The organism is Stieleria magnilauensis, assembly GCA_007753675.1.
Classification (GTDB): Bacteria; Planctomycetota; Planctomycetia; order Pirellulales; family Pirellulaceae; genus Stieleria; species Stieleria magnilauensis.
Window position 1 is genome coordinate 8,889,475 of the sequence record CP036432.1, and the last position, 20,605, is coordinate 8,910,079.

The following is a 20,605-nucleotide window of genomic DNA, read 5'->3' on the forward strand; positions in this document are numbered from 1 at the left end:
GGGATGTCCGCATTCTAGGCTCTGGGGGAATTAGCAAAGAGGGGGTGTATCTCAGTAACGACCGCGGTGGGGCGCCCCGAAACCGGCAGAAATCTGGGGGACCAGGGGGGTGGTCGTCAAATTGTCCGACGCCCGGCCACGAAACTCGATGAACATCAACGCGTCGGCCCGGCCGGCGGTCGTCCCGGTCAGCATTTCCAAGTTGAACAGCGGCATCGCCGCCTGCGGCCGCTCGGGGCTGGCGATCACCCCACACGACAACAACAGCACCATGTCCGACGGCCAGCGAAACCGCTCGTGCAGCCGCCAGCTGACGACTTGGGGCACGTCGATTTTGGTGCGATGGACCTGGGCGTTGGGCAGCGGAAGATCCAATTCGACCGGTTTGAGCTGGTCGACTTGATCGATCGACGCCTTGATCACGCAATCGATCGCCGAACCGTCCACGCTCAAGAGCGGGCTGATTTCCAAGCGGTAGCCCTCTTGGATTTCCCCCGTCTCGGGCTCATAAGGCGGCCAGCCCGTCGCGGCGGGTTTGACGTTTTGCACGTAATTGCGACCGCGTGTGCTGGCCAGTTTTTCGGTTTGGCCATTGTAGGTGATCAGATCAAGCGCCTGAACTTGCCGTGTGTCGGTCCGCTGACGCAGCAGATTCAAGACCAACGCCGCGTTCTCTTTGCTCAGCAACCAGGCCTGGACACCGGGCGAGTCGACGTTGACGTGCTGCATCAACAAGTGCGCCCGCGATCGCCAGTTCGGATTGCCAACCGTCATCACCCGCAACGACAACACCTGGGGATCTTTTTCACCGGCGACAAACCGGTCCACGATCCCCGATACCACTTGGTGCATTTCGGGGGTGTGATACACCGACAATTGATCGCGGTCGGCATTCAAAAAACCGAATGGAGACGTGAACCAGACGTCGGTTCCCGTTTCACGAAGCACCCAGTCGACGATCGCCTGCTCGGGATGGTCGTGTTTGGTCAGGTAACCGGTGTAAGGTCGCAGATCATAGATGCGGTGCTCCTGGCCGGCAGTCTGCGGCAGATTTCCGCCTCCGCTGGCTTGCCCACCGGGAAGCGGCGTCGGCCGGTTCGGAGGTGACATCGGCTGATTTTGTAAACTCGGTGGCGTTCCCGCGTTTTCGGGCATGCCTCCGGCGGCGGCGCCGGCACCGGTAGGACCAGCCGGCCCCGTGCCGGGCAGCGGCATCCCCTGAGCATGAACCGGATCGCTCGACACGGAAAAGGCGAGGAGAAAAGACGCGATCGCTGTCGCAAGACTCGCACTGGATCGATTCGGACAAAAACGCATGGCAGACCATCCCTGTAAGACCTGACGAACGGTTTCCTCCCGTCCGCTTCTTTGACCTTGGCTATAGCCGCCGCGCGGTCTCCAAGGCAAGGTGACTTCTGGTTTCTTTCCCATGCATCTCCAGCGGGACGCGTTAGCGAGCGGCGCGTGTGCAACGAACGTTCACCATGCGCCACTGGCTGACGCCGCGTGCTGGTATGCGGGCCCCAACCCACCGGTTGGTTGCAGCAATTTCACCACCCCCGCCGCGGATGCACTTGCACCACAGCCACCAGGGGGCGATAAATGCGGTTCTTGTCGCCAGCGCATTTTCTCCGAAAGCAACCGAATCGCTGAAATGTCCGAGTTGCCGAACGAACTCCAGCCCACGTCCCGATCCCAGCCTTCGCCCAATCCCCCCACCGACCCGAACACTGATCAAACGTACCGTCATCGGCTGCGTGAACTGGAACTGGAACTCGACAGAATCCGCTGCCAAGCCGACGCAGCACGACTGGACGCCCAAGCCGCCGAGTTGGAATTGCAGATTGAGCGGCTCCGCGAAGGCCACGAACACGACGACGATGCCGATCTGGAATCGGAGTTGCCTGTCGATCATCGGCCTGTCGATTCTCGACGCAGCCGGCCGGCCAAAGCCGCCACGATCTTTCACCGCGACCAAGCCACCGCAGACGATTCCGGTGACGAATCGAGTCGTGCCGAGCGCGATGCGGGATCCCGCCCGAATCCCACCGACCGGCGCTTTGAAAACTGGAACCAGGTGCGGGACGCGCTCGGTCTCTCTGTCGTCGCTCCATCGGGCGGCGACTCGTCGAGCGGCGACTGGCTCGGAAGTCATTCGCAGGACTTGCGAAAGCGGGGTTCGAAACGAGAAGGCTCGCGGGTCGACCCTGCGCACACCAAGCGGTCGCAATCGTCGTTGCCGTCGCCAAGTCTCTCAGGCGGGCCGGCCGCTGATCGGCGTCGGCGTTCGGATCCGGCGGAGAAGCCGGCGGCGAAGATTGATTTGGCCACGCAGGCGTCCGACCCGCCGCGGCGACGCAAACCCGCCGCCTGGGTGCTCAGCGCGGTGTTTCACGGCTTGATCTTGCTCGCCCTGGCGTTCTTCACGCTGGCATCGCCGCCACCGGGAGACCAGATCGCGATCGCCGGTTCGGTCGCTGAAACGGAAGAATTGGCCATCGAATCACTCTCGATCGAAACCCCCGAACTGCCGCCGACATCGAGCGAACCGACACCGAGCGAATTGGAAGCCGAGATCAGCGACATCGGAGAGATTTCCGTGGTCGATCTGATCAACGATGTTCCGCCGGCACCACCGACTCCGTTGATCGAGTCGATGATTCAGCGTGACGTGACCAGCATGACAGCGATGTCGTTGAAATCTGATTCGGATGCGACGATGAGTTTTTGCGGCGTCGATGGCGGCGGCAACCACTTCGTCTATCTGGTCGACAGCAGCGGCAGCATGGGCGACGCGTTCGATTCGGCACGTGCGGAGTTATTGCAATCGATTCGCTTGCTGAAACCCGATCAGCGTTTTTATGTCATCTTCTTCGATGCCGACCCCGACTACATGCGGCTGTCGTCTGCCGACGAAGACGAGCCACGCAGTGTGTACGCGACGGCGGAGAACAAGCAGAAGCTGCAGCGGTGGGCGATGACGATCAAGATGGATCGCGGCCGGGCGCCCTATGACGCCTTGCCGTTCGCATTGGAATTGAACCCGGACGTGATCTTTCTGTTGTCCGACGGCGAGTTCCCCCAGCGGATCGAGGACATGCTGGGGGAGATCAATCGGATCGACAATCTTTTCGGTGACGACGGTCCGATCAGCATCGTGCACACGATCGGCTATCACAGCCGAGAGGGCGAGAGCCGGATGCGGCGGATCGCGAAACAGAACGGCGGCCAATACCGGTACGTCCCCAAACCAAGCCACTAACGCTCGATCCAGGGATTGTCGGTTTCGCTGATCGGCACTTGCGAGGTGACGAACTTGACGATCTCGGGGATCACCTGAGCCGATTCATTGACCAAGAAGGGGCCTCCCAAGGGCTGCTTGACCTGCAGCAATTCCAGCCCTTCCGGATCCTTGCCGCCGGTAAGTTTCTTCTTGGCCGCCTCGACCCGTTTGTAGATTCGATCCGTGTCGCTCTGTTCGGGCGAACCTTCACCGACAACCATCATGATCGGCAATGAGGCGACGGTGGGAACCGCGATCGAGGTTTCGATCGGCACGCCCTTCAACAAGCGTTCGGGCGACACCAGTACCAACGCCTTGACGTCTTGGCCTTGTTTACGCGTCCCGACCGGCACAAAACTCCAATCGCGTTGGGTCCAGCCGGCGGCCAACACGCACCCTTCGCGGATGCCGATGACGACCAGCGCGTTCAAATTCAGCTTGCCCTCGTTGTTTTCCTTTTCCAGGAACGCTTTGGCCGCATCCAGGTCGTACTTGACGATCGCCAGAACGTGTTGCTTGCGCATCCGTTCCAAATCGAATTCCTGCGTTTCCCCGCGTGGATCGGTGTACTCTCGCGATCCACCGTGTCCGCGATAGTCGAGCGCCAAGACGGCGCAACCGGCATCGCGAAGCGCGATACAGAGCTTGCCGTAGGGTGCCTTTTGGCCTTTCCACTCATGGACGATCATCACCGGGATCGCCGCCTTGCCTTTATTGGAACCGAAATAATATCCGCTCAGTTCCAAACCGTCCTTGGTCGGCAATTCGACGGGGCCCGGCGGAGGCGGCGGCTCCACCTTCTTCCGGGGACCTTGTGCGGACAGAGTCGACTGCGTCAACAACGTCAGTGTGAACGCAAGGATGACAACTCGTACGGACAAACGGCACATTCTAAACTCCTGGGCAGACAATCTCGGTTGGCAATCTCGGTTTGCTCATTTCCCTCTATTATGCGCTGAAACAAGCCCCAATGCCTAATTGAGAAGCTCTAAAAAGGCGCGCATCCAGGCGGGATGGGCCGGCCAGGCCGGTGCACTGACCAGGTGTCCGTGCGTGTGAGCCGAATCCATCGTCGCGGCCGGCTCGACATATTTCCCACCCGCGGCGGTGACTTCGAACTGCACCGCAGGGTAGCAACTGCAGTCTTTTCCGACCAAGACGCCTGCCGCGGCCAGGATTTGCGGGCCGTGGCAGATCGCGGCGATCGGCTTCTTTTCGACGTCAAATTGCTTGACAATCTCCAACACCCGGGCGTTGAGACGCAGGTATTCCGGCGCCCGGCCACCCGGCACCACCAAGGCGTCATAGCTCGCGACGTCGACCCCGGAAAAGTCGGCGGTGATGGCGAAGCGGTGCCCGGGCTTTTCGCTGTAGGTCTGGTCACCGTCGAAATCGTGGATCGCCGTGGCCACCGTGTCACCGGGCGTTTTGTCGGGACAAACCGTGTCGACCGTATGCCCCATCGTCTGCAGGATCTGCAGCGGCACCATCGCCTCGTAATCCTCGACATAGTCTCCGACGATCATCAAAATCTTCTTGCCCATTTGAATTTTCCTTGCGGTAAGTAGAGTCTTGCGTTTTCCGACTCCGGCCGGATTCCGGATCGAAATCGTGACCTAGAGTGGCTATGAAATTTAAACCGGGGGATACGTTTATGCGATACGCGATACTACTGAGCACACTGCTGATCACATCGATCACACCCACATCAGCGACCTCTCCGACCGGCTGGAGCCCGATCATTCTGCCGACCGGTGAGTACCGGGCGAGCATAAAATCGATGCCGATCGAGCAACGCCCGGGTCGTCTGCTGCATGTCTACGGCAACACGGTCCGGTTGTTGGACCAATCCCGTCGCGGCATGCCGGCGCGACCGATGCGACAAATCTTCTTGGGCACCACAGACCTTCGCACCGACGTGCTCGGCCGAGAATAAATCGTCCTTTCGTCGCGCGGTGCGGTTTTGGTACCGAAGAATCATGAGAGTGATTCGCCCTGATCAGCCCACCCAAACACCCTCCCCGTACCTACCGCCGACGCAGCCTGACGCGATTGTCGGATTTGACGCATTGCGCGCGTTCGCGGCGTTGGCAGTCGTCGCACTGCACGCCGGCGTTCCCTATGCGCGGCACCCGATGCCCGGTTTGGTTTGGCCCGTGTGGGATACCAGCAGCCGGATCGTCGATGCCGTGTTCTGGAGCATCGAAGTCATCATCATGCCGTTGTTCTTGATGATGGCAGGATTCTTGTTGTGTCGTTCTTCACGCCGAGACTCCCCCAACCGTCTGATTCAATCCAAAGCGAAACGGTTGCTGATTCCGTTGGCCTTTGGCATCGTCGTGATCCTGCCGATCAGCCTTTACATTTGGACCGCGGGTTTGGTGGTCGAAGGCGTTGTGCCGGCGATCAAACTGAAGAGTCTGAAATTTCCAACACCGATTTCCGAACAGATCTGGGGCCTGAGTCATCTGTGGTTTCTGCTCTATGTTTTTCTGTACGTTGTTGTCGCAGCCTGTCTGATCCAGACCGCTTCGCGAACCCCGTTTGCACGAATTTCTCAAGCGGTTTCGCGGCCGAAGGTGCTGCTGGCAATCCTGGCGTGTGTCGCGGTCACCACCTTGGCGGCGGCCCCCCAAGTCGTCTGGGGGTTCCAGCACGCATTTCTGCCGGTTCCAAGTAAGTGGATCTATAGCGGTGTCTTTTTCGCAGCCGGCTACGGCCTCGCGATACACGACGGGCAACTGCAATGGGTCGCCCGATCATCCCCCCGGCTGTTGTCCCTTGGCGTCGTCCTGCTCAGTACGTCCGTCTTGCTAGGAACCTGGTCGCTGGAGCATTCGCTCGGCGGGCCGACGCCCAATCACGCCGCCACGTTCCTGATGGCGTTGCTCACCGTCGCCGCGGCAGGCACAATCACGCTGGGGTCGATCGGAGCGAGCACGCGTTACATCACCCATGTTCCCCGTCCAATTCTGTACGTCGCGTCGGCTTCCTTTTGGATCTACTTGGTCCACCACCCGCTGCTCGGATTGATCCACTGTGACATCAAATGGCTTTGGCCCGCCGCATCACCGTTGGTGAAAATGAGCGTTTCCTTCTTCACCGCGACGAGTCTCTCTCTGTTGATGTATGAATCGTTCGTCCGCCGGACACGTTTCGGGCAATGGCTCGGGTTTAGCCACCGAGAAAAACCCAAGCCCGCAACCGTGCAAACGGACCAAGAAACGACGCTCCCGATCCCGCGCCGGGTCCCCGAGACGGAAACACGACGCGCAGCGTAAGCGGTTTCTGAAAGAGGCGGCTTCTGGTCGCAGGAAGATGGCGGCGGATTCGCGAGATGCAGGGGAGGGGTCCGCTTCAGCTTCGCTTCGGACGGCATGCGGAAACGGGCGAGCACGCTCTCGAATCCCTTCCGGCCGGCAAACTGCGGACCAACCTCGCCAATCGGCAAAGTCTGCCAAGATTCCTTAATCAGACGAACCGTCAATGTCGAAAAAGTCTGTACCGGGCGCGGTGTCGGCAAATTTCCGCGCGGGCACGGCGCCACTCAACGGCGACAATCAATTGACCTGATGCAACATCTGGAATCCTCATGATTCAAGACGCACTTCGACGTTTCGCGTTTTTGACCTGCTTCCTCTCTGTCGCTTTCTTCAGCTGCGGCTCGGGCGCCATCGGCGGCGATCGCACCCTCCGTCGCAAGCAACCCGATCGAAGTACCTATCAGCCGCCGGTGCTTGAAACCGACCACCTTGAATCCGTGACGGTCACGCCAGCCGAGGCCGGCGAACAAACCAGCCAACAAAGCAGCGGGCTGGTCGACGCGCCGTTGGACACACTGCCCCAGCCGCGACGCCGCGCCGAACCGGTCGTCAGCGAAGCGTCCTTGCCAGACCCGGTGGTCCTGCCAGAGACCGGAACGGCCCAATCGCCGGTGCAGACGGTCAGCTATGAAACATCCAACCACCGACAGCAGCACGTCGCTCCGCAGCAGCACGCGGTGGAGACCTGCTCATGTGAATCCTGCCGTAGCGGCGGTGCCCATGTTCCGCTGCCGCCGGCGATGCACCACAGCGTCGATGCGACGCCCTACGGTTTCGCCGGACAGGTGTTTGACGGCGGATGCGATGCGGCACCCATTTGTGATTCCCAGTTCTGCGACGGAATCTCCTGTGGTAGCGGCGGATGCGATTCGATCGGATGCGGTCCACTCGGTCGCTTCGGGCTGTCAGCGGATGACTGGTTCGGATCCGTCGAGTTGCTGTTGATGTTCCGCTCGGGCGATCGCTTGCCCGCGCTGGCATCCGATGGCTCTTTGGACGATACCGACACGCAAATCTTTGCCGGTCGCGAAACCGTTTTCAAAGACATGACCGCGGGCGGCCGGCTGACCGTCGGTGCTTGGCTGGACAATTACATGGACCGCAACATCGTCGCACGAGGCTGGTTCGCCGGGGAACAAACCTATGGATTCAATGCCAATCAAAACACGCACGCGACACTCGTCCGCCCGTTCTTCAACGTCACCGATGGCGTGGACCCGATCGACGACACGCGGATCATCGCGACGCCGGGTGAAGCCAGCGGCGAACTGAGCATCCGCGCCGACAGCAACACGTTTGGAGCCGACGTCTCGATTCGCCAGCTGTGGTACAAACGCCAGGGTGCGACGGTCGACCTGTTGTACGGCTACCAATACATGGGAATGGATCAATCCCTTTCGATTTCAGATCGCGCGACCGCGTTGAGCGACGGTGCCCGGCCGATCGGATCGGTCTTGGCGACGTCGGATTCGTTTGATGTCGAAAACGACTTCCACGGCGGTCAGCTCGGCGTCGCGACCCACTACCGCGAAGGCTGTTGGTCGTTCAGTTCGCTGGCGAAAATCGGATTCGGATCCGTTCGCCGACGCGCCGTGTTGGCCGGTAGCACGTTCACCAGCATCGACGGCAACAATGCGACCAACCCCAACGGAATCTTAGTCCGCTCGACGAACTCGGGGACGCACAGTGACAACACCTTCGGCTGGGTTCCCGAATTGGACTTTACCCTCGGCTGGCAAAAGTACCCCTGCTTTGACGTCACGTTCGGTTATCACATCATCGCCATGACCGACGCCTTGGAGCTGAGCGGCGTGATCGACCCTGAATTGGCCGTCAACCTGGCCGATACCGCCGTCGGTGCACAACGCCCCACCTCGAACTTTCGCCACGGGACGTTCTATGTCCAAGGCATCCACTTCGGTCTGTCGTACATCTACTGATCCGACGCCTCCAACGGAACAGACGGCCCCACCACGCAAACACCCCAAGCACCTATTGAACCAAAAAGGTGTCGGACACCTTTTTCTCGTACGTGAAGGTAATGAATGATGGCGGCCAAGGAACCCGTGGGATGTCAGCGTTTTGTGGACATGTGGGCGCTGCCGGGAGTCCACCCTAGCAACGTCGAGTTCCTTCAAAAGCTGAAAACAGCCGACACCAATCACTTCACCACGCACATGGATTGCGTCGGCACGGTCAACACGTTGGACCAGGAAACCGGTGACTGGGAAAAAACGCATCTGGTCGGCATGCGAACCGACGTCTGGAAACCGGACGACGAGGAAATGCACAGTTGCTTGGATGCGATGAAGGACAAGCGGCGCAACGAGCTGAAACGTTCGATCAAACGTTCGGGGCGATTGAATGCGAAGCAGAAGCAAAAGCTAGAAGACCAACTCGCTGACGATGAAATCATGCAGATGCAATGCGACGACATCCAAACTCGTCGCCTGGTCTTGAAGCTGTTTCGCACCACCGGAGATCGCGTCCGCTGGGTCGGCACGATCGAAGAGGTCACGGCGACGGAAGTCCACAATTCGATCGGCACCGGCAAGCCCCTGCTGACGATGGCCGCGATGCTCTCGCGCAGTGATCTGGTCACCTACGTGCAACAAAACCACCGCACCTTTCGCATCCCGTCGCTGTTCAGTTTTTGCTATCACGACGGCCAACGGATGTGGAATCTCTTGCTGCGGCGCTATTGGCTATCGATCGGCGCAGATTTTGAGATCGAAGCCGAGGGACAGGGCATCGGAGAGATCGACGGTAAACTGTTCTCCTTCGGCAGTGACAGTCATTTGGTGTTGGATCCGCACCCGCTGGCCGCCCAATCGTCCTTCGTCGATCTGATCACGCTGTTCGCCGCCTCGGTCGGCTACCACCGCGCGATGCGAAAAAGTGTCAACCGCCGCGTGGAAGCCGCCCTGAGCGGGGAATCCCACCGCAACCTGCTGCAAAACGAAGAACTACGCCTTCGCCAAAACGGCCGCGCCGCCGCCTGACACGTCCAATCAGGCCTGGGGAGTCATCACGCTTGTTCATGCCCGCGATGGCAGAAAATCGATAATACGACCGTTAGGAAAACAGAACTGACGAAGCCGGGATCAGGCCCACTCCATTTTCTTGTCACCCATTTTCCTGTCTGCCATCTCCCCAACCCGCGCCCGATCAGAAATCCGGCAGCCCCGTGTCGTGTTCTTCTGATCGCCTTCCCGCAAAATCAAACCGTCCAAGTTGCGAAAAAGGGAGCAGGTACCAAGCCTGAATCCGATTCGCGTCATTCTTTTGTCACGCAGGGACGCGCCGTTCGGCACTGCATTTGCGTCCTCCTGGAACTCCGTCTCGCACCGTTCCACAACCCCGACCGTCATGACGTTTGGCGGCAGGAACGGATCGCTGAACTACCACGGTGGTATCTGTTCGGCCAACGCATTGGCGTGAGACACATCCTCCCTCTCCATGCAGGAAAAAATTCACATGAAGACTTCATTTCGATTGATGACAGCAGGCGCCGCGCTTGCCTTGACGATCCCGATGGCATCGGCACAAAACGCAATCTCCGATGCGATCGAAGATCGGTTGAGCCCGGGGAACCGCATCGATTCGCGCGATTTCCAATCAGAAGACGCGATCCGAAGCGGAATTCGGGGTGCCACCCGCAGTGCGATCCAAGGGAACAGTTTTGACCAAGTTGTTCGCGATGGAATCAACCAAGGTCTGCAATCGACCTACTCCGATCGCCAACCAAACTATGGCCCGCAATACAACAACGGTTACGGACAGCCGTACAACCAGGGATACAACCAAGGACAGGGCTACGTTCAAGGCCGCTCCGCAACCGTCTACCGCGACGAACAAGGCCGTCTGTTTCATCTCGATGGCCAAGGCCGAGCGGTCTACTTCCCAGCGAATCAACCTCAATATTCGCAGCAACCCAATCGTTCACAATGGAACGACGGCTACAACCAATCATATTCTCGGTCGTACCAAGACCAGCGGATGCAGTCCTCCGGGCAGGTGAATGCGCAAGCCTATGACCGATCGCAATATCAAGCGGATCGCAACACGCAGTATTCCGCTCAAGCCAACCAAGGCGGGCGGCTAGGCGTCGCGATCGAGGAAACCGATCAAGGAGTTCGAGTGACCCGCGTCGCACGCGGTAGCGCTGCAGCTCAGGCCGGAATTCGCGAAGGTGACGTGATCATCACCGCGGACGGACAAAAGATCGAGTCCGCGGGTTGGTTGAGCGAGCGAATCGCTTCGGCCGACGACAATGCTCAAGTGGCACTGACAGTGAAACGCAATGGCCAAGAGCAAGAATTGACCGCCACCTTGAACGAACAAAGCCACAGTCAATCTGGCGATCGTCGTTCAAACAACAACCGTCAACAAATGGACCGCGACCAAACGCAGTTCGCCAATCGAGTCGATCGTCTTGAACGCGAAATGTCAGAACTGCGGCGTGCAATCGCTTCGCTGCGTAGCGACCTGAACCTCAACCAGGCGACTGAACAGGATGCCAGCACTGAATCGGCAGCCAGCGTTCAGGTCGACCGACGCGACGCAAACCGACGAGGACAACGCGACAACGATCGTGCCGATCAATCGAGTCGCGACGAAACCACGCTCGATGTCCAAAGTCGTGTCGACGGATCGAACGACGCCGCGGATGCACGTTCGAACCGCCGTAACAATCGCAACCAGAACGCTAACACGGACGCCGAACTCAATGCCGACGCTGAAATCAATGCGGACGCTGAGGTCACCGGCGACACCAAAGTCGAAAGCAACACCGAAGTCGAGTCCGCTGTCGAGTAATCACGACAATGACGCGTGATAGATCATCGCTTCGATCAGGCACCCCGGACATGTTTCGGGGTGCCTTTTTTGATTCCTGTCGATGACGTCATGGCTGGGATGGCAGAAAAATGTCGGGCAACAGAATAACGACGTCGGAAACCAGACAAGAAAACAAGCAGAGCACCGCAGACCAAGCCGGGGTCGGATCCCCACCCTTTTCTTGTCACCCATTTTCCTGTCGACGTTCTCCCCAGCCCTCGCCCGATCGAAAATCCGGTAGACTTGTGCCGTTTTCTTCTGTTCTTCTTCCCGCAAAATGAAACCGTTTATGTCGCTCTCCATTCGCTCTTTCGGTGGGATCACTCCGCGTCTGGGCAAACGCGTTTATATCGATCCGGCGGCCACGGTAATCGGCGACGTTGTCTTGGGTGATGATGCCTCGGTCTGGCCGGGGGCGGTGATCCGCGGCGACATGGAGCCGATCAAAATCGGCGACCGCACGAATGTGCAGGACACCGCCGTCCTGCACACCACCCATGACGGTGATTTCAATCCCGGCGGATGGCCGTTGACGATCGGCGACGACGTGGTGATCGGCCACCGCGCGATCCTGCACGGCTGCACCGTCGCCAACCGCGTTCTGATCGGCAACGGCGCCGTGGTCAACGATGGCGCCGTGATCCCCGACGAAGTCATCGTGGGGGCCGGCTGTGTCGTGCCACCCGGCAAGACACTCGAAAGCGGTTTCGTGTACGTGGGCAACCCTTGCAAACAGCTCCGCCCCGTCAGCGAAAAAGAGGTCCGCTTTTTCCTCTACTCGCCGGCCCACTATGTCGAGATCAAAGATCAGTATCTGGCCGAAGCGAAAGGCCAGTGACGCGAACCTGCCTTGCGTTGCCCCACGGAAGTGCCAAGGTTGGAACCAAGACATTTTCCTGTCACCCATTTTCCTGTCGACCTTCCGCTTGTCCCCCATCGAGGCAAGCTGGAAGCTTACCCCACGGTCATACCGGCCACCGCGTCGCGGATTCTGGTGACCAGGGAATCATCCAGGTCGCTGAGCATCGGCAGCAGCGGACCGGTCGCCGCGATGCCGGCTTCGGCGACAGCATGGTGCAGCACACGGATCGGGCTGTAGGTGTTCCGTAGGTCTTCCAGCGGCAAGAACCACTGTCGAATCGACTCGGCGGTTTCCAAATCACCGGCTTGGATCGCGCGGAGCATTTCCATGCTGCGTGCCGGCGCGACGCAGACGCATCCGCTGGTGAAACCGGTGATGCCGAAGTCACGCAGGTGCACGATGGCGGGTTGCTCGCCGATTCCGCTGACCATCCGCGAGGCCGGAAAGACGTCGCGGATTTCATTGAGATAATCGTCGTGGCTGGGATCATCCCGAACGACGGCGTACTTGATCCACGAGATGACGCCGTCGCGGTGCAACGCCTCGACCCATTGGGCATCCAGCCAACGATCAAATTTCAGGTACAGCACCAGGGGTTTGCCGTAGCGTTCGGCCAGCAGACGAATGCCGGTCGCGATGCCTTGCTGGTCCACGACATCACGCGCCGGCAGCAACATCGCGGTGGCAAAGTCATACTCGCGCAAGATATCGACTTGATCGACGGCCAATCCGTAGGCCGGGCCGATCGAGGGCACGACGGAGGTCTGGTCGCCGGCGGTTTCACTGAGCATCGTCAGGGTCTTGGCGTACTCGCTGAGCCGCATGTGATAGAAGACGGCGTTTCCACCGTACAACAACGACCGGATTCCGCCGTCTTCGAGAAACCGAATCAGTTTGGCGTTCTCGACGGAACAGACTTCGCCATCACCGTCACGCGCCAGCGGCGGCACGGCGAAAACACTTTCGGACAAATGGCTGGGATCAAACGAACTGGTAAGCATGGTTTCAGTGCAATCCGGGAATCGGCATGGTGACGCGGTACAGACCGGTGCGGGCGGTGACAAACATGGTTTTCCAATCGTCGCCACCGAAGCAGACGTTGGCCGGCTGCTGGGGAAACGAGACGACGCCGATCTGTTCTCCGGCGGGAGAAAAGATCTGCACACCGATGTGGGTGGTGATGTAAACATCGCCTTGAACATCCAACGCGATCCCGTCGGCGCCGGTTCCCGATTTCCCTTCGGGTTGCTCCACGGTGCAGAACGTTTTCGGCGGAGACAACTTTCCGGGTCCGGTGACCTCGTAAACCAGCATCTCGGCCTGTTGGCTGGGACAGACATAAAGACGTTTCCGATCGGGCGACATGCCGATACCGTTGGGCGCGGCCAAACCCTCGGTGACGCGAGAGACGGTGCCGTCGGAGGCGATGTAGTAGACCGCCTGAACGGTTTGCGGCAGCGGCGTGGGGGCGCGGAACAGCGGGTCGGTGAAATAGATTCCACCCTCGCCGTCAACGGTCAAATCGTTGGGCGCGTTGAATCGTTTGCCATCGTACTGCGACGCCAACACGGTCGCGTTGGCGTGTTCGTCATAGCGAACGACTTGGCCATCCATTTGACAGGCCAAGATGCGTCCGTCGCGGGGGATCAAGATGCCGTTGGTGTGTTTGGAGTCACCGGTGAACAGGCTGATCGATCCGTCGGGGTGGAGCCGGTGGATGGCGGAGTTGGGAATGTCGGTGAACAACAGCGTTTTGGATTTCGGCTCCCAGGCAGGACCTTCGGTAAACGCGAATCCGTCTTGAACCAATTCGACCTTGCCGGTCGGCTTGATGGTCTCGGCCGTGTCGCCTTGAGTCGTGTCATCTTGAGCCGATACGAGCGGTTGCCCGATGGCTAGCGCTGCGAAACCGACCACCAACGCGTAGAGAGCAGAATGCAGATTCATTGTGGGTGCCTCACGTTAAAAGTTCCTGTCGAAGCCGTTCAAAATAGTCCAACATTGGTCGCGGCACACCGAGCGAATCGATCACGCCGGAGTGACTTTGCACGTGCCGTTCGTTGTCCGCCCAACCGTCCCAAACGATCCCATGCACCACGTGCTTGGCGAGCAACGTGCGGACGATCGGACCGGCGATGCGAAGCTGGTTGGTCGACAATTCCAATGGATTCGTTCCGCTGATCAACGTCGACTGTTTGCACATCGCTTTTTCGTCTTCGCCGGAACCGCCGGGGATCGTCAATTGGACCAACATCGGCATCCCCAACGTCGCCCAGCGGTCAATCATCTGGCCGAAGTCGAGCGCCGACCGTGGCAACGTCGCATCGCTGGAATAATTTAATCGTACGTCCAGCCCGACGCCCGCCATTCCCAACCCGCTGCGTGCGAGTGCATCGGCAAAGTGCAAGGCGGAAATCCCATCACGGTGCTTTGCCAAGTATTCGCCGAAGGGCTGATCAAACGAAATGATCGCCGGCGTATTGGGATCGATGCGGCGGACGGTTTGCAGCACGGCGACGGCGAGCCGCATGACTTGCTCGTCGTCCAACGCGATCGGCCCGGGCGTATTCAATCCCGCGGCACAATTCCAAAGCTGCACCGAACCGCGATAACGTTCAACCACCCGCTGCGTGTAATGCGTGATCGATTGCACAAACGAATCAAAGTTGTCTTCGATCAGATACATCCACGGCGGCATCAGCTCTTTGCGAAAGTCAATCAGCGGCCCTGCCAAGACGCGAATCCCACGCTCGACGCACCACTGAATCGTTCGATCGCTGGCTTCAAATTCGAAACGCCCCGCTTCGGATTCGATCGTCCCCCAGTTCAATCGGACCGCCGCGCAATTGAATGCTTTCTGGAAACGCGAACTCAACGCGGAACGGGTCGGAGACGGCGGGATCACACTGCCGGCCAGAAGCGTGCCGAGTTGTGGTTCCCGCTGCTTGCGATAAGCGATCGATTGGAGCGCGAACGATTCACCGAGATCGGCGATGGCCTGCTCGAGTGTGGCGATGGCTTGCAAGGCATGCCGAGAACACTCCTGCAGATCCGACCGCGCTTCGGCCGCATCGAGAAACTGCGACGTCCCCCGCGCGACCAGCTCCGGAAATCGATCTCCCAGCGATAGCCCCGCCCGTTCCCAATTGCTGGACTGTTCCCGTGCCCGATAACAACTGCCACGCGCCAGTTCCAGGTACAGCAGATGCGGTTGCTCCTGCGGCATCAGCGAGCAAGTGGAAAGCGTTCGATAACCGAGCCCCTTCGTCGGACAGGTCAAATACAGCTTTCCCGAGGTGTCGACCGGTCGTGAAATCGAAAGAACGCCTCCCTGGACGCTGTTCTTGCATTCCCACGGCACACCTTCGATGCCGCAGATGTACGCATCTTTCCACAGCGTTTGTTTCAACAACTGGGTCGAATCGGATGGGACAGCGAAATGAAATTGCCCCATGGTGCGGGCCAAACAATCCGGTTGCGGGATGGAAGAGGCAAAGGTCAAAATCCAGACTGGCAGAATCCGGAATCGGACGCCAGTTTACCGACTGATCGTGTCGTCCGCGACCATGGCGGCTCGCTCGTCACGAAACGCCACTGGTTGGCAGCGGCGCCAGATTCTCGACAATACGCCGGTCCAATCGGCCGCTCCCGCAGCCGGCGCCCCAGGCGGGAACGACAGACCACTCCCAACCCCGAAGAATCGCCGTGACGCAGCCCGCTGAATCGAAGTCCGAATCGCTGTACGAATTCGACGATGCCGGAGCGCTCCTGCAGACAAATCTGCCGCTGCCTCGAAAGAGCGGGAAAGTTCGCGACCTGTACGACTTGGGCGACGATTTGCTCGTCGTCAGTACCGACCGCATCAGTGCGTTCGACTTTATTTTGCCGTGTGGGATTCCCGAAAAGGGCCGCGTGCTGACGCAGATGAGCGCATTCTGGTTCAACCACCTTGGCGTCCGACATCACCTGAAATCGACGTCCGTCCCCTCGGATTTATCCGCGTCGTTCGACACCGGCCCGCTGGAAGGTCGCATCATGGTGGTCGAAAAGGCCGAGGTCGTTCCGTTTGAATGCGTCGCGCGGGGGTACCTGGAAGGCAGCGGCTGGCGGGAGTACCAGGAGACCGGCGCGGTCTGTGGCAACAAGCTTCCCGCCGGGCTACGCCAATGCGACCGCCTGCCCGAACCGATCTTTACCCCGGCGACGAAGGCCGAAGAAGGCCACGATGAAAACGTCAGCATCGGGCGGATGATCGCGGACCTGGGCAGCGATCTCGCGCTGCGTCTGCGAGCCGAAACACTGAAGATCTATTCAGCAGCAGCCGACCACGCCCGCTCGCGAGGGATTTTGATCGCCGACACCAAGTTTGAATTCGGCCTGGTCGACGGCGAGGTTGTTTTGATCGACGAAGTCCTAACGCCCGACTCGTCGCGTTTCTGGGACGAATCCGTTTACGCCCCCGGTGCCGCCCAACCCTCGTTCGACAAACAATTCGTCCGCGAGTGGCTGTCACAATGCGGCTGGGATAAACAAAGCGACCCGCCGAAGCTGCCCGACGACATCATCCGGCAGACCGCGGCCAAGTATCGCGAAGCGTTCGAGCGTTTGGCATAGCCGCGCAGTCGGCCCGTCCGCAGGCAGCGATGTAGAACAAGCCAATGCCGCTCAATCGACATTGATGGGCGCCGCTCGCGCGAACCGGCTGATGTCAGTTGATGATCAGCCGTTTGGCGCGGGGCCTACGGGCCCTGTGCTCAACGCTGTGAAGCATTGATTCCCTGCGTTTTACGAGGTATTAGCGGCATTGAGAACAAACCCGCCTGCTAGCGGACCTTGCAGTGGTCCAGGATCTCTTCGGCGCCGGCGCGATAGCCGACATAGAACGGCCCGAATTCCGCATACTTGGCACTTGCGACGTCAAAACGCATCTTATAAACGATGTCCTTCAGGTAGTCCGGGTTGCGAGCCCACAGCGTGACCATCCATTCCCAGTCATCCAAGCCGACACCGACGGTGATCAACTGAGACACCTTGCCGGCAAAGGCGATCCCGCTCTGAGCGTGCTCGGCCATCATCTTGTTGCGATGGCTGAACGGTTCGGTGAACCAGTTGGCTCCCGGCACGCGACTCTTGTTCATCGGATAAAAACACGCCGCCGGCCAATCGGGAAACTCCGGACGCAAACGCTGCTCATTCATCATCGGCAAACGGCGCTCATAGGCAGCCACCTTGGCTTTCAGTTCGTCGGATTCCGGGTCAGCCCCTTCAGAGATCAATCGATCCCGAAATCGCTCGATCGTCGGAACATATTCGCTGACTTCGCTGATCGAGACAAATGACCAAACCCCTTCGATGAATTGCCCCAACGGAGGCGCGATCAACGACTGGTGAATCGCATCGACCTTCGCCGGGTCTGGGTCCATGACGATCAATCCGAAATCAGCCTCGTGTCCGCTGATCCAATAGCTGGCGATCCGCTCGGGAGCCATATCGTCCGGCGGCGACAGTGCCGCACAAAACTGCGTCACGCATTCCGGCGTCAACGGCGCCGCCATCGCTTCACGACGAAATCGATAAAAGAAGTGACCGCAATGCCAACCGTTTTCGGGAATGGTCGAGGGCTCGGGAAGCGGGGCGGCGTGTGGACTGGGACGACCGGACATAGGCGAAGAAACGCTAGTGGACGGGGGGGAAGGAATGGCAATCGCGAGGGCGCGGTGAACGATTATCCCAGCTTTGCCGCTGGCGCGCAAGCCCCGTACATTTTCACCCCTCAACGGCTTCAGAGCCAGCCGGCGCCCTCGCCAGAGACGATCGCGTCGTCACGGCGGGAGGCGTTGCGGGGACGCACACGTAACTCGCGCCACTGGCTGACGCCACGTGCTGATGCCACGTGCTGATGCCACGTGCTGATGCCACCGGCTGACGCCGCGTGCTGACTTGCAACTCATGGGGCGAACTTGCAACTTGAGGAAAAACTGAATTCCTCTAGCGGAATCATCGACTTTTTCGCTAACAGTGATCCCACCACGGCTCACGCTGCATCCCGAGCGGAATCGACTCCTTTAATTTGATGGTGTTGATCCGGTCGAAACGCTCGGCAACGGATACGACGATTGCTCCGGATGATTGCCTGCCAGTGGAACTCCTCATCTTCACGTAGCATCTGCGGCGATACGACCACCAAGGCCGTCCTTTTTTCCGGTCGTCCGACGCACGCGCAAGGAAGCAATCGAGATGCAACGACGTCAATTTCTCGCCCTTCTGGGCTCACTCGCAGCGACCTCCGCTGCCGAACAATCGTTCGCCACGCCGCCCCACTTGGTTGAACCGGTCCATCGCGTGGCCAACGCGGCGAGCCTGGCCCCCAGCCCCCCGGTCAAACTGTCGGCACTCGACGAGGCTCTGATGCGGGCGCGCCGGAGCCTGGTGAACTGTCAAAACACAATCAACGACTACACGGCGCTGTTGATCAAACGGGAACGAATCGGCGACACGCTCGGCCCGCACGAGTACATGTCGGCAAAAATTCGCTGCCGCAAAGTCGTCGACAACCAGATCGTCCAGCCGCTCAGCGTTTACCTGAGCTTCGTCAAACCGGCCAGCATCAAGGGCCGCGAAGTCCTGTACGTCGAAGGCCGCAACAACGGAAACCTGATCGCGCACGAAGGCGGTTTCAAAGGCCGCTTCCTGCCGACGGTGAATCTGCCGCCGACCGGCACGCTAGCCATGCGCGGGCAGCGGTACCCGATGACCGAGATCGGGCTGGAGAATCTGCTCGTCAAACTGATCGAGCGGGGCGAACAAGCCAAACAATTGCCGGACGTCAAAGCCGAGATGCGAACCGGCATCAAGGTCAACGACCGACCCTGCATGCTGCTGACCGTCACCCAGCCCACACCACGACCGGACCTGCTGTTCTACCAGGCCAAGGTGTACATGGACGAAGAACTCAACGTGCCGATCCGCTACGTCGCCTACGATTGGCCCGCGCCGAACCAAGAGAAGCTGTCGGTGATTGAAGAGTACAACTACTTGAATCTGAAGCTGAACGTCGGACTGACCGACGCCGACTTCGATCCGAACAATTCGAAGTACAACTTCTATTGATCGTCGCGTGACCGAATGCTCAAGGCTGAAGCCGTAGCGGACTGTTGATTGAATCAGCCGTTTTGGGCGAGCTAGCAGCGCAAGCCGCATGCCGCCTATTGTGGCACCAATCGGGGTGCTTTTTGTGAGCGGAAGGGCGCGAGCCCTCCGGTCTTTCAGGGCGTGTTCACGCCGACACCGGACGGCTCGCGGGCTGTCGATTTAGTGAGCCGTCGGCGCTAGCCGCGGGCCTAGTGGTGACGACGTTGCCAAATTAAGTGGCATTGGGCGCAGACCCCACGGGCCTCGGTGCGGCAGCGAACGTGCTGACGACGCACTATCCCAGCACGGGCGGCACGAGAAAGCACTCGTCATCGGCCGCGGGGGCATTGGCCAAGGCGGCGGCGCGATCCAGTCCCGGCGTGATCTCATCGCGGCGCCAGCGGTTATCGACGTCCAGCGCCGTCGTCATCGGCTCGACGTCGCTGGTGTCCAGCTCGGACAACTTCGCGACGAAACCGAGAATGCTTTCCAACTGCGGGCCGAGATGCTCGACTTCTTCGTCGGAAATTTCCAGTCGCGCCAGCAGGGCCAGCTTGCGAACGTCGTCTGCCGATAATGCCATGACTTCCTCGCGGTCGGCTATTTGGCGCCACTGACGTCAAACGGCTTGGTTCGCACTCGCTTGCGAATCGCTCCGCTGCGGATGCACTGAACGCAAACGCGCATCGATTTGTTGACGCCGTCGGGCAGTGTCACGTGGACCTTCTGCAGGTTGGGAACAAACTTGCGACGGGTGATTCCGGTGATTTTGGTACCGACACCGCCCAAATACTTCGCTTTACCGCGAGTTTCGATGCGATTGCCCATCTGCACTTTCTTTCCGCAAACTTCACATTGTCGTGCCATGGCACATTTCCCCCCATCGTATCGCGTGGGGGCTCCTCAGCCGGTTTGTTCGTTGGATTGCTATTGTGATCTAATCGACTTCGACACGGCCAACCCGAGTCCATCGGAACCGAGTCCGTTTGACCTGGGTCCATCGGAACCGAGCAGGTCTCGCTCGGGTCAGCGATGGCCGGGCGAGCCCCAGAGCGGGCCGCCCGTGTTGTCTCATTTTTCGCCGGAAACGCGTCGAAGGGTCAAGACTATACAAACACAGGGGATCCGGCGAAAGAAGTAATCCCCCACCAATCTTTCTTGAGCGAA

The 20,605-nt window shown here is 59.5% G+C and carries 18 protein-coding genes; 9 read left to right on the forward strand and 9 right to left on the reverse strand.

The features are described 5' to 3' along the window. Window positions 1-51: 51 nt before the first annotated feature. Window positions 52-1,245: a hypothetical protein gene (locus tag TBK1r_RS31945; protein WP_419580595.1), complete on the reverse strand. Its 1,194-nt coding sequence runs from the start codon at window positions 1,243-1,245 to the stop codon at window positions 52-54. Between the two features lie 409 nt (window positions 1,246-1,654). On the opposite strand from TBK1r_RS31945, the gene TBK1r_RS31950 reads away from it, so the two are divergent. After that, entirely contained in the window at window positions 1,655-3,262 is a 1,608-nt protein-coding gene (locus TBK1r_RS31950; RefSeq protein WP_145219497.1) for a vWA domain-containing protein, read from the forward strand. Here the strand turns inward: TBK1r_RS31950 and TBK1r_RS31955 are convergent. Further along, on the reverse strand, window positions 3,259-4,173 hold the full coding sequence (locus TBK1r_RS31955) for an alpha/beta hydrolase (protein WP_145219498.1): 915 nt from the start codon (window positions 4,171-4,173) through the stop codon (window positions 3,259-3,261). The genes TBK1r_RS31950 and TBK1r_RS31955 overlap by 4 nt on opposite strands. A gap of 84 nt (window positions 4,174-4,257) precedes the next feature. Then, window positions 4,258-4,827, reverse strand: a complete 570-nt coding sequence (locus tag TBK1r_RS31960; RefSeq protein WP_145219499.1) for a DJ-1/PfpI family protein — start codon at window positions 4,825-4,827, stop codon at window positions 4,258-4,260. Window positions 4,828-4,937: 110 nt separating this feature from the next. Between TBK1r_RS31960 and TBK1r_RS31965 the strand changes: the two genes are divergently transcribed. The 6 genes from TBK1r_RS31965 (at window position 4,938) to TBK1r_RS31990 (ending at window position 12,283) form a co-directional block, all read left to right on the forward strand. Then, window positions 4,938-5,219, forward strand: a complete 282-nt coding sequence (locus tag TBK1r_RS31965; RefSeq protein WP_419580596.1) for a hypothetical protein — start codon at window positions 4,938-4,940, stop codon at window positions 5,217-5,219. A gap of 43 nt (window positions 5,220-5,262) precedes the next feature. Further along, window positions 5,263-6,564 carry an acyltransferase family protein gene (locus tag TBK1r_RS31970; RefSeq protein WP_419580597.1) on the forward strand — a complete coding sequence of 434 codons (1,302 nt, stop codon included), beginning with the start codon at window positions 5,263-5,265 and terminating at the stop codon, window positions 6,562-6,564. Window positions 6,565-6,875: 311 nt separating this feature from the next. Further along, window positions 6,876-8,546: a BBP7 family outer membrane beta-barrel protein gene (locus TBK1r_RS31975; protein ID WP_145219501.1), complete on the forward strand. Its 1,671-nt coding sequence runs from the start codon at window positions 6,876-6,878 to the stop codon at window positions 8,544-8,546. Between the two features lie 105 nt (window positions 8,547-8,651). Then, window positions 8,652-9,608 (forward strand): hypothetical protein, encoded by a 957-nt coding sequence (locus tag TBK1r_RS31980; protein ID WP_145219502.1) that lies wholly within the window; start codon window positions 8,652-8,654, stop codon window positions 9,606-9,608. Window positions 9,609-10,083: 475 nt separating this feature from the next. Beyond that, the gene (locus tag TBK1r_RS31985) at window positions 10,084-11,424 is read left to right on the forward strand and encodes a PDZ domain-containing protein (protein WP_419580598.1); all 1,341 of its coding nucleotides are present in this window, start codon (window positions 10,084-10,086) and stop codon (window positions 11,422-11,424) included. A 298-nt stretch (window positions 11,425-11,722) separates the two neighbouring features. Then, the gene (locus TBK1r_RS31990; RefSeq protein ID WP_473772469.1) at window positions 11,723-12,283 is read left to right on the forward strand and encodes a gamma carbonic anhydrase family protein; all 561 of its coding nucleotides are present in this window, start codon (window positions 11,723-11,725) and stop codon (window positions 12,281-12,283) included. A gap of 116 nt (window positions 12,284-12,399) precedes the next feature. Here the strand turns inward: TBK1r_RS31990 and TBK1r_RS31995 are convergent, their stop codons facing one another. The 3 genes from TBK1r_RS31995 to TBK1r_RS32005 are packed head-to-tail and all read right to left on the reverse strand — an operon-like array spanning window position 12,400 to window position 15,761. Continuing rightward, window positions 12,400-13,308: a dihydrodipicolinate synthase family protein gene (locus TBK1r_RS31995; RefSeq protein ID WP_145219504.1), complete on the reverse strand. Its 909-nt coding sequence runs from the start codon at window positions 13,306-13,308 to the stop codon at window positions 12,400-12,402. Window positions 13,309-13,312: 4 nt separating this feature from the next. After that, window positions 13,313-14,254 (reverse strand): SMP-30/gluconolactonase/LRE family protein, encoded by a 942-nt coding sequence (locus tag TBK1r_RS32000; RefSeq protein WP_145219505.1) that lies wholly within the window; start codon window positions 14,252-14,254, stop codon window positions 13,313-13,315. A gap of 10 nt (window positions 14,255-14,264) precedes the next feature. After that, window positions 14,265-15,761 carry an endo-1,4-beta-xylanase gene (locus tag TBK1r_RS32005; protein ID WP_145219507.1) on the reverse strand — a complete coding sequence of 499 codons (1,497 nt, stop codon included), beginning with the start codon at window positions 15,759-15,761 and terminating at the stop codon, window positions 14,265-14,267. Between the two features lie 251 nt (window positions 15,762-16,012). Here TBK1r_RS32005 and TBK1r_RS32010 point away from each other — a divergent pair, with 251 nt between their 5' ends. Beyond that, the gene (locus TBK1r_RS32010) at window positions 16,013-16,921 is read left to right on the forward strand and encodes a phosphoribosylaminoimidazolesuccinocarboxamide synthase (RefSeq protein ID WP_372895366.1); all 909 of its coding nucleotides are present in this window, start codon (window positions 16,013-16,015) and stop codon (window positions 16,919-16,921) included. A gap of 209 nt (window positions 16,922-17,130) precedes the next feature. On the opposite strand, the gene hemQ is transcribed toward TBK1r_RS32010, so the two are convergent. Next, a complete protein-coding gene (gene hemQ, locus TBK1r_RS32015; RefSeq protein WP_145219509.1) occupies window positions 17,131-17,970 on the reverse strand; it encodes a hydrogen peroxide-dependent heme synthase in 840 nt (279 codons plus the stop codon). 574 nt (window positions 17,971-18,544) lie between these two features. Between hemQ and TBK1r_RS32020 the strand changes: the two genes are divergently transcribed. Then, a complete protein-coding gene (locus TBK1r_RS32020; protein ID WP_145219511.1) occupies window positions 18,545-19,417 on the forward strand; it encodes a DUF1571 domain-containing protein in 873 nt (290 codons plus the stop codon). 316 nt (window positions 19,418-19,733) lie between these two features. On the opposite strand, the gene gatC is transcribed toward TBK1r_RS32020, so the two are convergent. Together gatC and rpmB are read right to left on the reverse strand one after the other, a co-directional pair. After that, complete coding sequence (gatC, locus tag TBK1r_RS32025) at window positions 19,734-20,021, reverse strand: Asp-tRNA(Asn)/Glu-tRNA(Gln) amidotransferase subunit GatC (protein WP_145219513.1); 288 nt, start codon at window positions 20,019-20,021, stop codon at window positions 19,734-19,736. A gap of 17 nt (window positions 20,022-20,038) precedes the next feature. Next, window positions 20,039-20,305 carry a 50S ribosomal protein L28 gene (rpmB, locus tag TBK1r_RS32030; RefSeq protein ID WP_145219515.1) on the reverse strand — a complete coding sequence of 89 codons (267 nt, stop codon included), beginning with the start codon at window positions 20,303-20,305 and terminating at the stop codon, window positions 20,039-20,041. Window positions 20,306-20,605: the final 300 nt, after the last annotated feature.

Coding starts and splice junctions, on each gene's coding strand:
- TBK1r_RS31950 (WP_145219497.1), top strand. CDS start 1,655: ATGTCCGAGTTGCCGAACGAACTCCAGCCCACGTCCCGATCCCAGCCT.
- TBK1r_RS31955 (WP_145219498.1), bottom strand. CDS start 4,173: ATGTGCCGTTTGTCCGTACGAGTTGTCATCCTTGCGTTCACACTGACG.
- TBK1r_RS31960 (WP_145219499.1), bottom strand. CDS start 4,827: ATGGGCAAGAAGATTTTGATGATCGTCGGAGACTATGTCGAGGATTAC.
- TBK1r_RS31965 (WP_419580596.1), top strand. CDS start 4,938: ATGCGATACGCGATACTACTGAGCACACTGCTGATCACATCGATCACA.
- TBK1r_RS31970 (WP_419580597.1), top strand. CDS start 5,263: ATGAGAGTGATTCGCCCTGATCAGCCCACCCAAACACCCTCCCCGTAC.
- TBK1r_RS31975 (WP_145219501.1), top strand. CDS start 6,876: ATGATTCAAGACGCACTTCGACGTTTCGCGTTTTTGACCTGCTTCCTC.
- TBK1r_RS31980 (WP_145219502.1), top strand. CDS start 8,652: ATGATGGCGGCCAAGGAACCCGTGGGATGTCAGCGTTTTGTGGACATG.
- TBK1r_RS31985 (WP_419580598.1), top strand. CDS start 10,084: ATGAAGACTTCATTTCGATTGATGACAGCAGGCGCCGCGCTTGCCTTG.
- TBK1r_RS31990 (WP_473772469.1), top strand. CDS start 11,723: ATGAAACCGTTTATGTCGCTCTCCATTCGCTCTTTCGGTGGGATCACT.
- TBK1r_RS31995 (WP_145219504.1), bottom strand. CDS start 13,308: ATGCTTACCAGTTCGTTTGATCCCAGCCATTTGTCCGAAAGTGTTTTC.
- TBK1r_RS32000 (WP_145219505.1), bottom strand. CDS start 14,254: ATGAATCTGCATTCTGCTCTCTACGCGTTGGTGGTCGGTTTCGCAGCG.
- TBK1r_RS32005 (WP_145219507.1), bottom strand. CDS start 15,761: ATGGGGCAATTTCATTTCGCTGTCCCATCCGATTCGACCCAGTTGTTG.
- hemQ (WP_145219509.1), bottom strand. CDS start 17,970: ATGTCCGGTCGTCCCAGTCCACACGCCGCCCCGCTTCCCGAGCCCTCG.
- TBK1r_RS32020 (WP_145219511.1), top strand. CDS start 18,545: ATGCAACGACGTCAATTTCTCGCCCTTCTGGGCTCACTCGCAGCGACC.
- gatC (WP_145219513.1), bottom strand. CDS start 20,021: ATGGCATTATCGGCAGACGACGTTCGCAAGCTGGCCCTGCTGGCGCGA.
- rpmB (WP_145219515.1), bottom strand. CDS start 20,305: ATGGCACGACAATGTGAAGTTTGCGGAAAGAAAGTGCAGATGGGCAAT.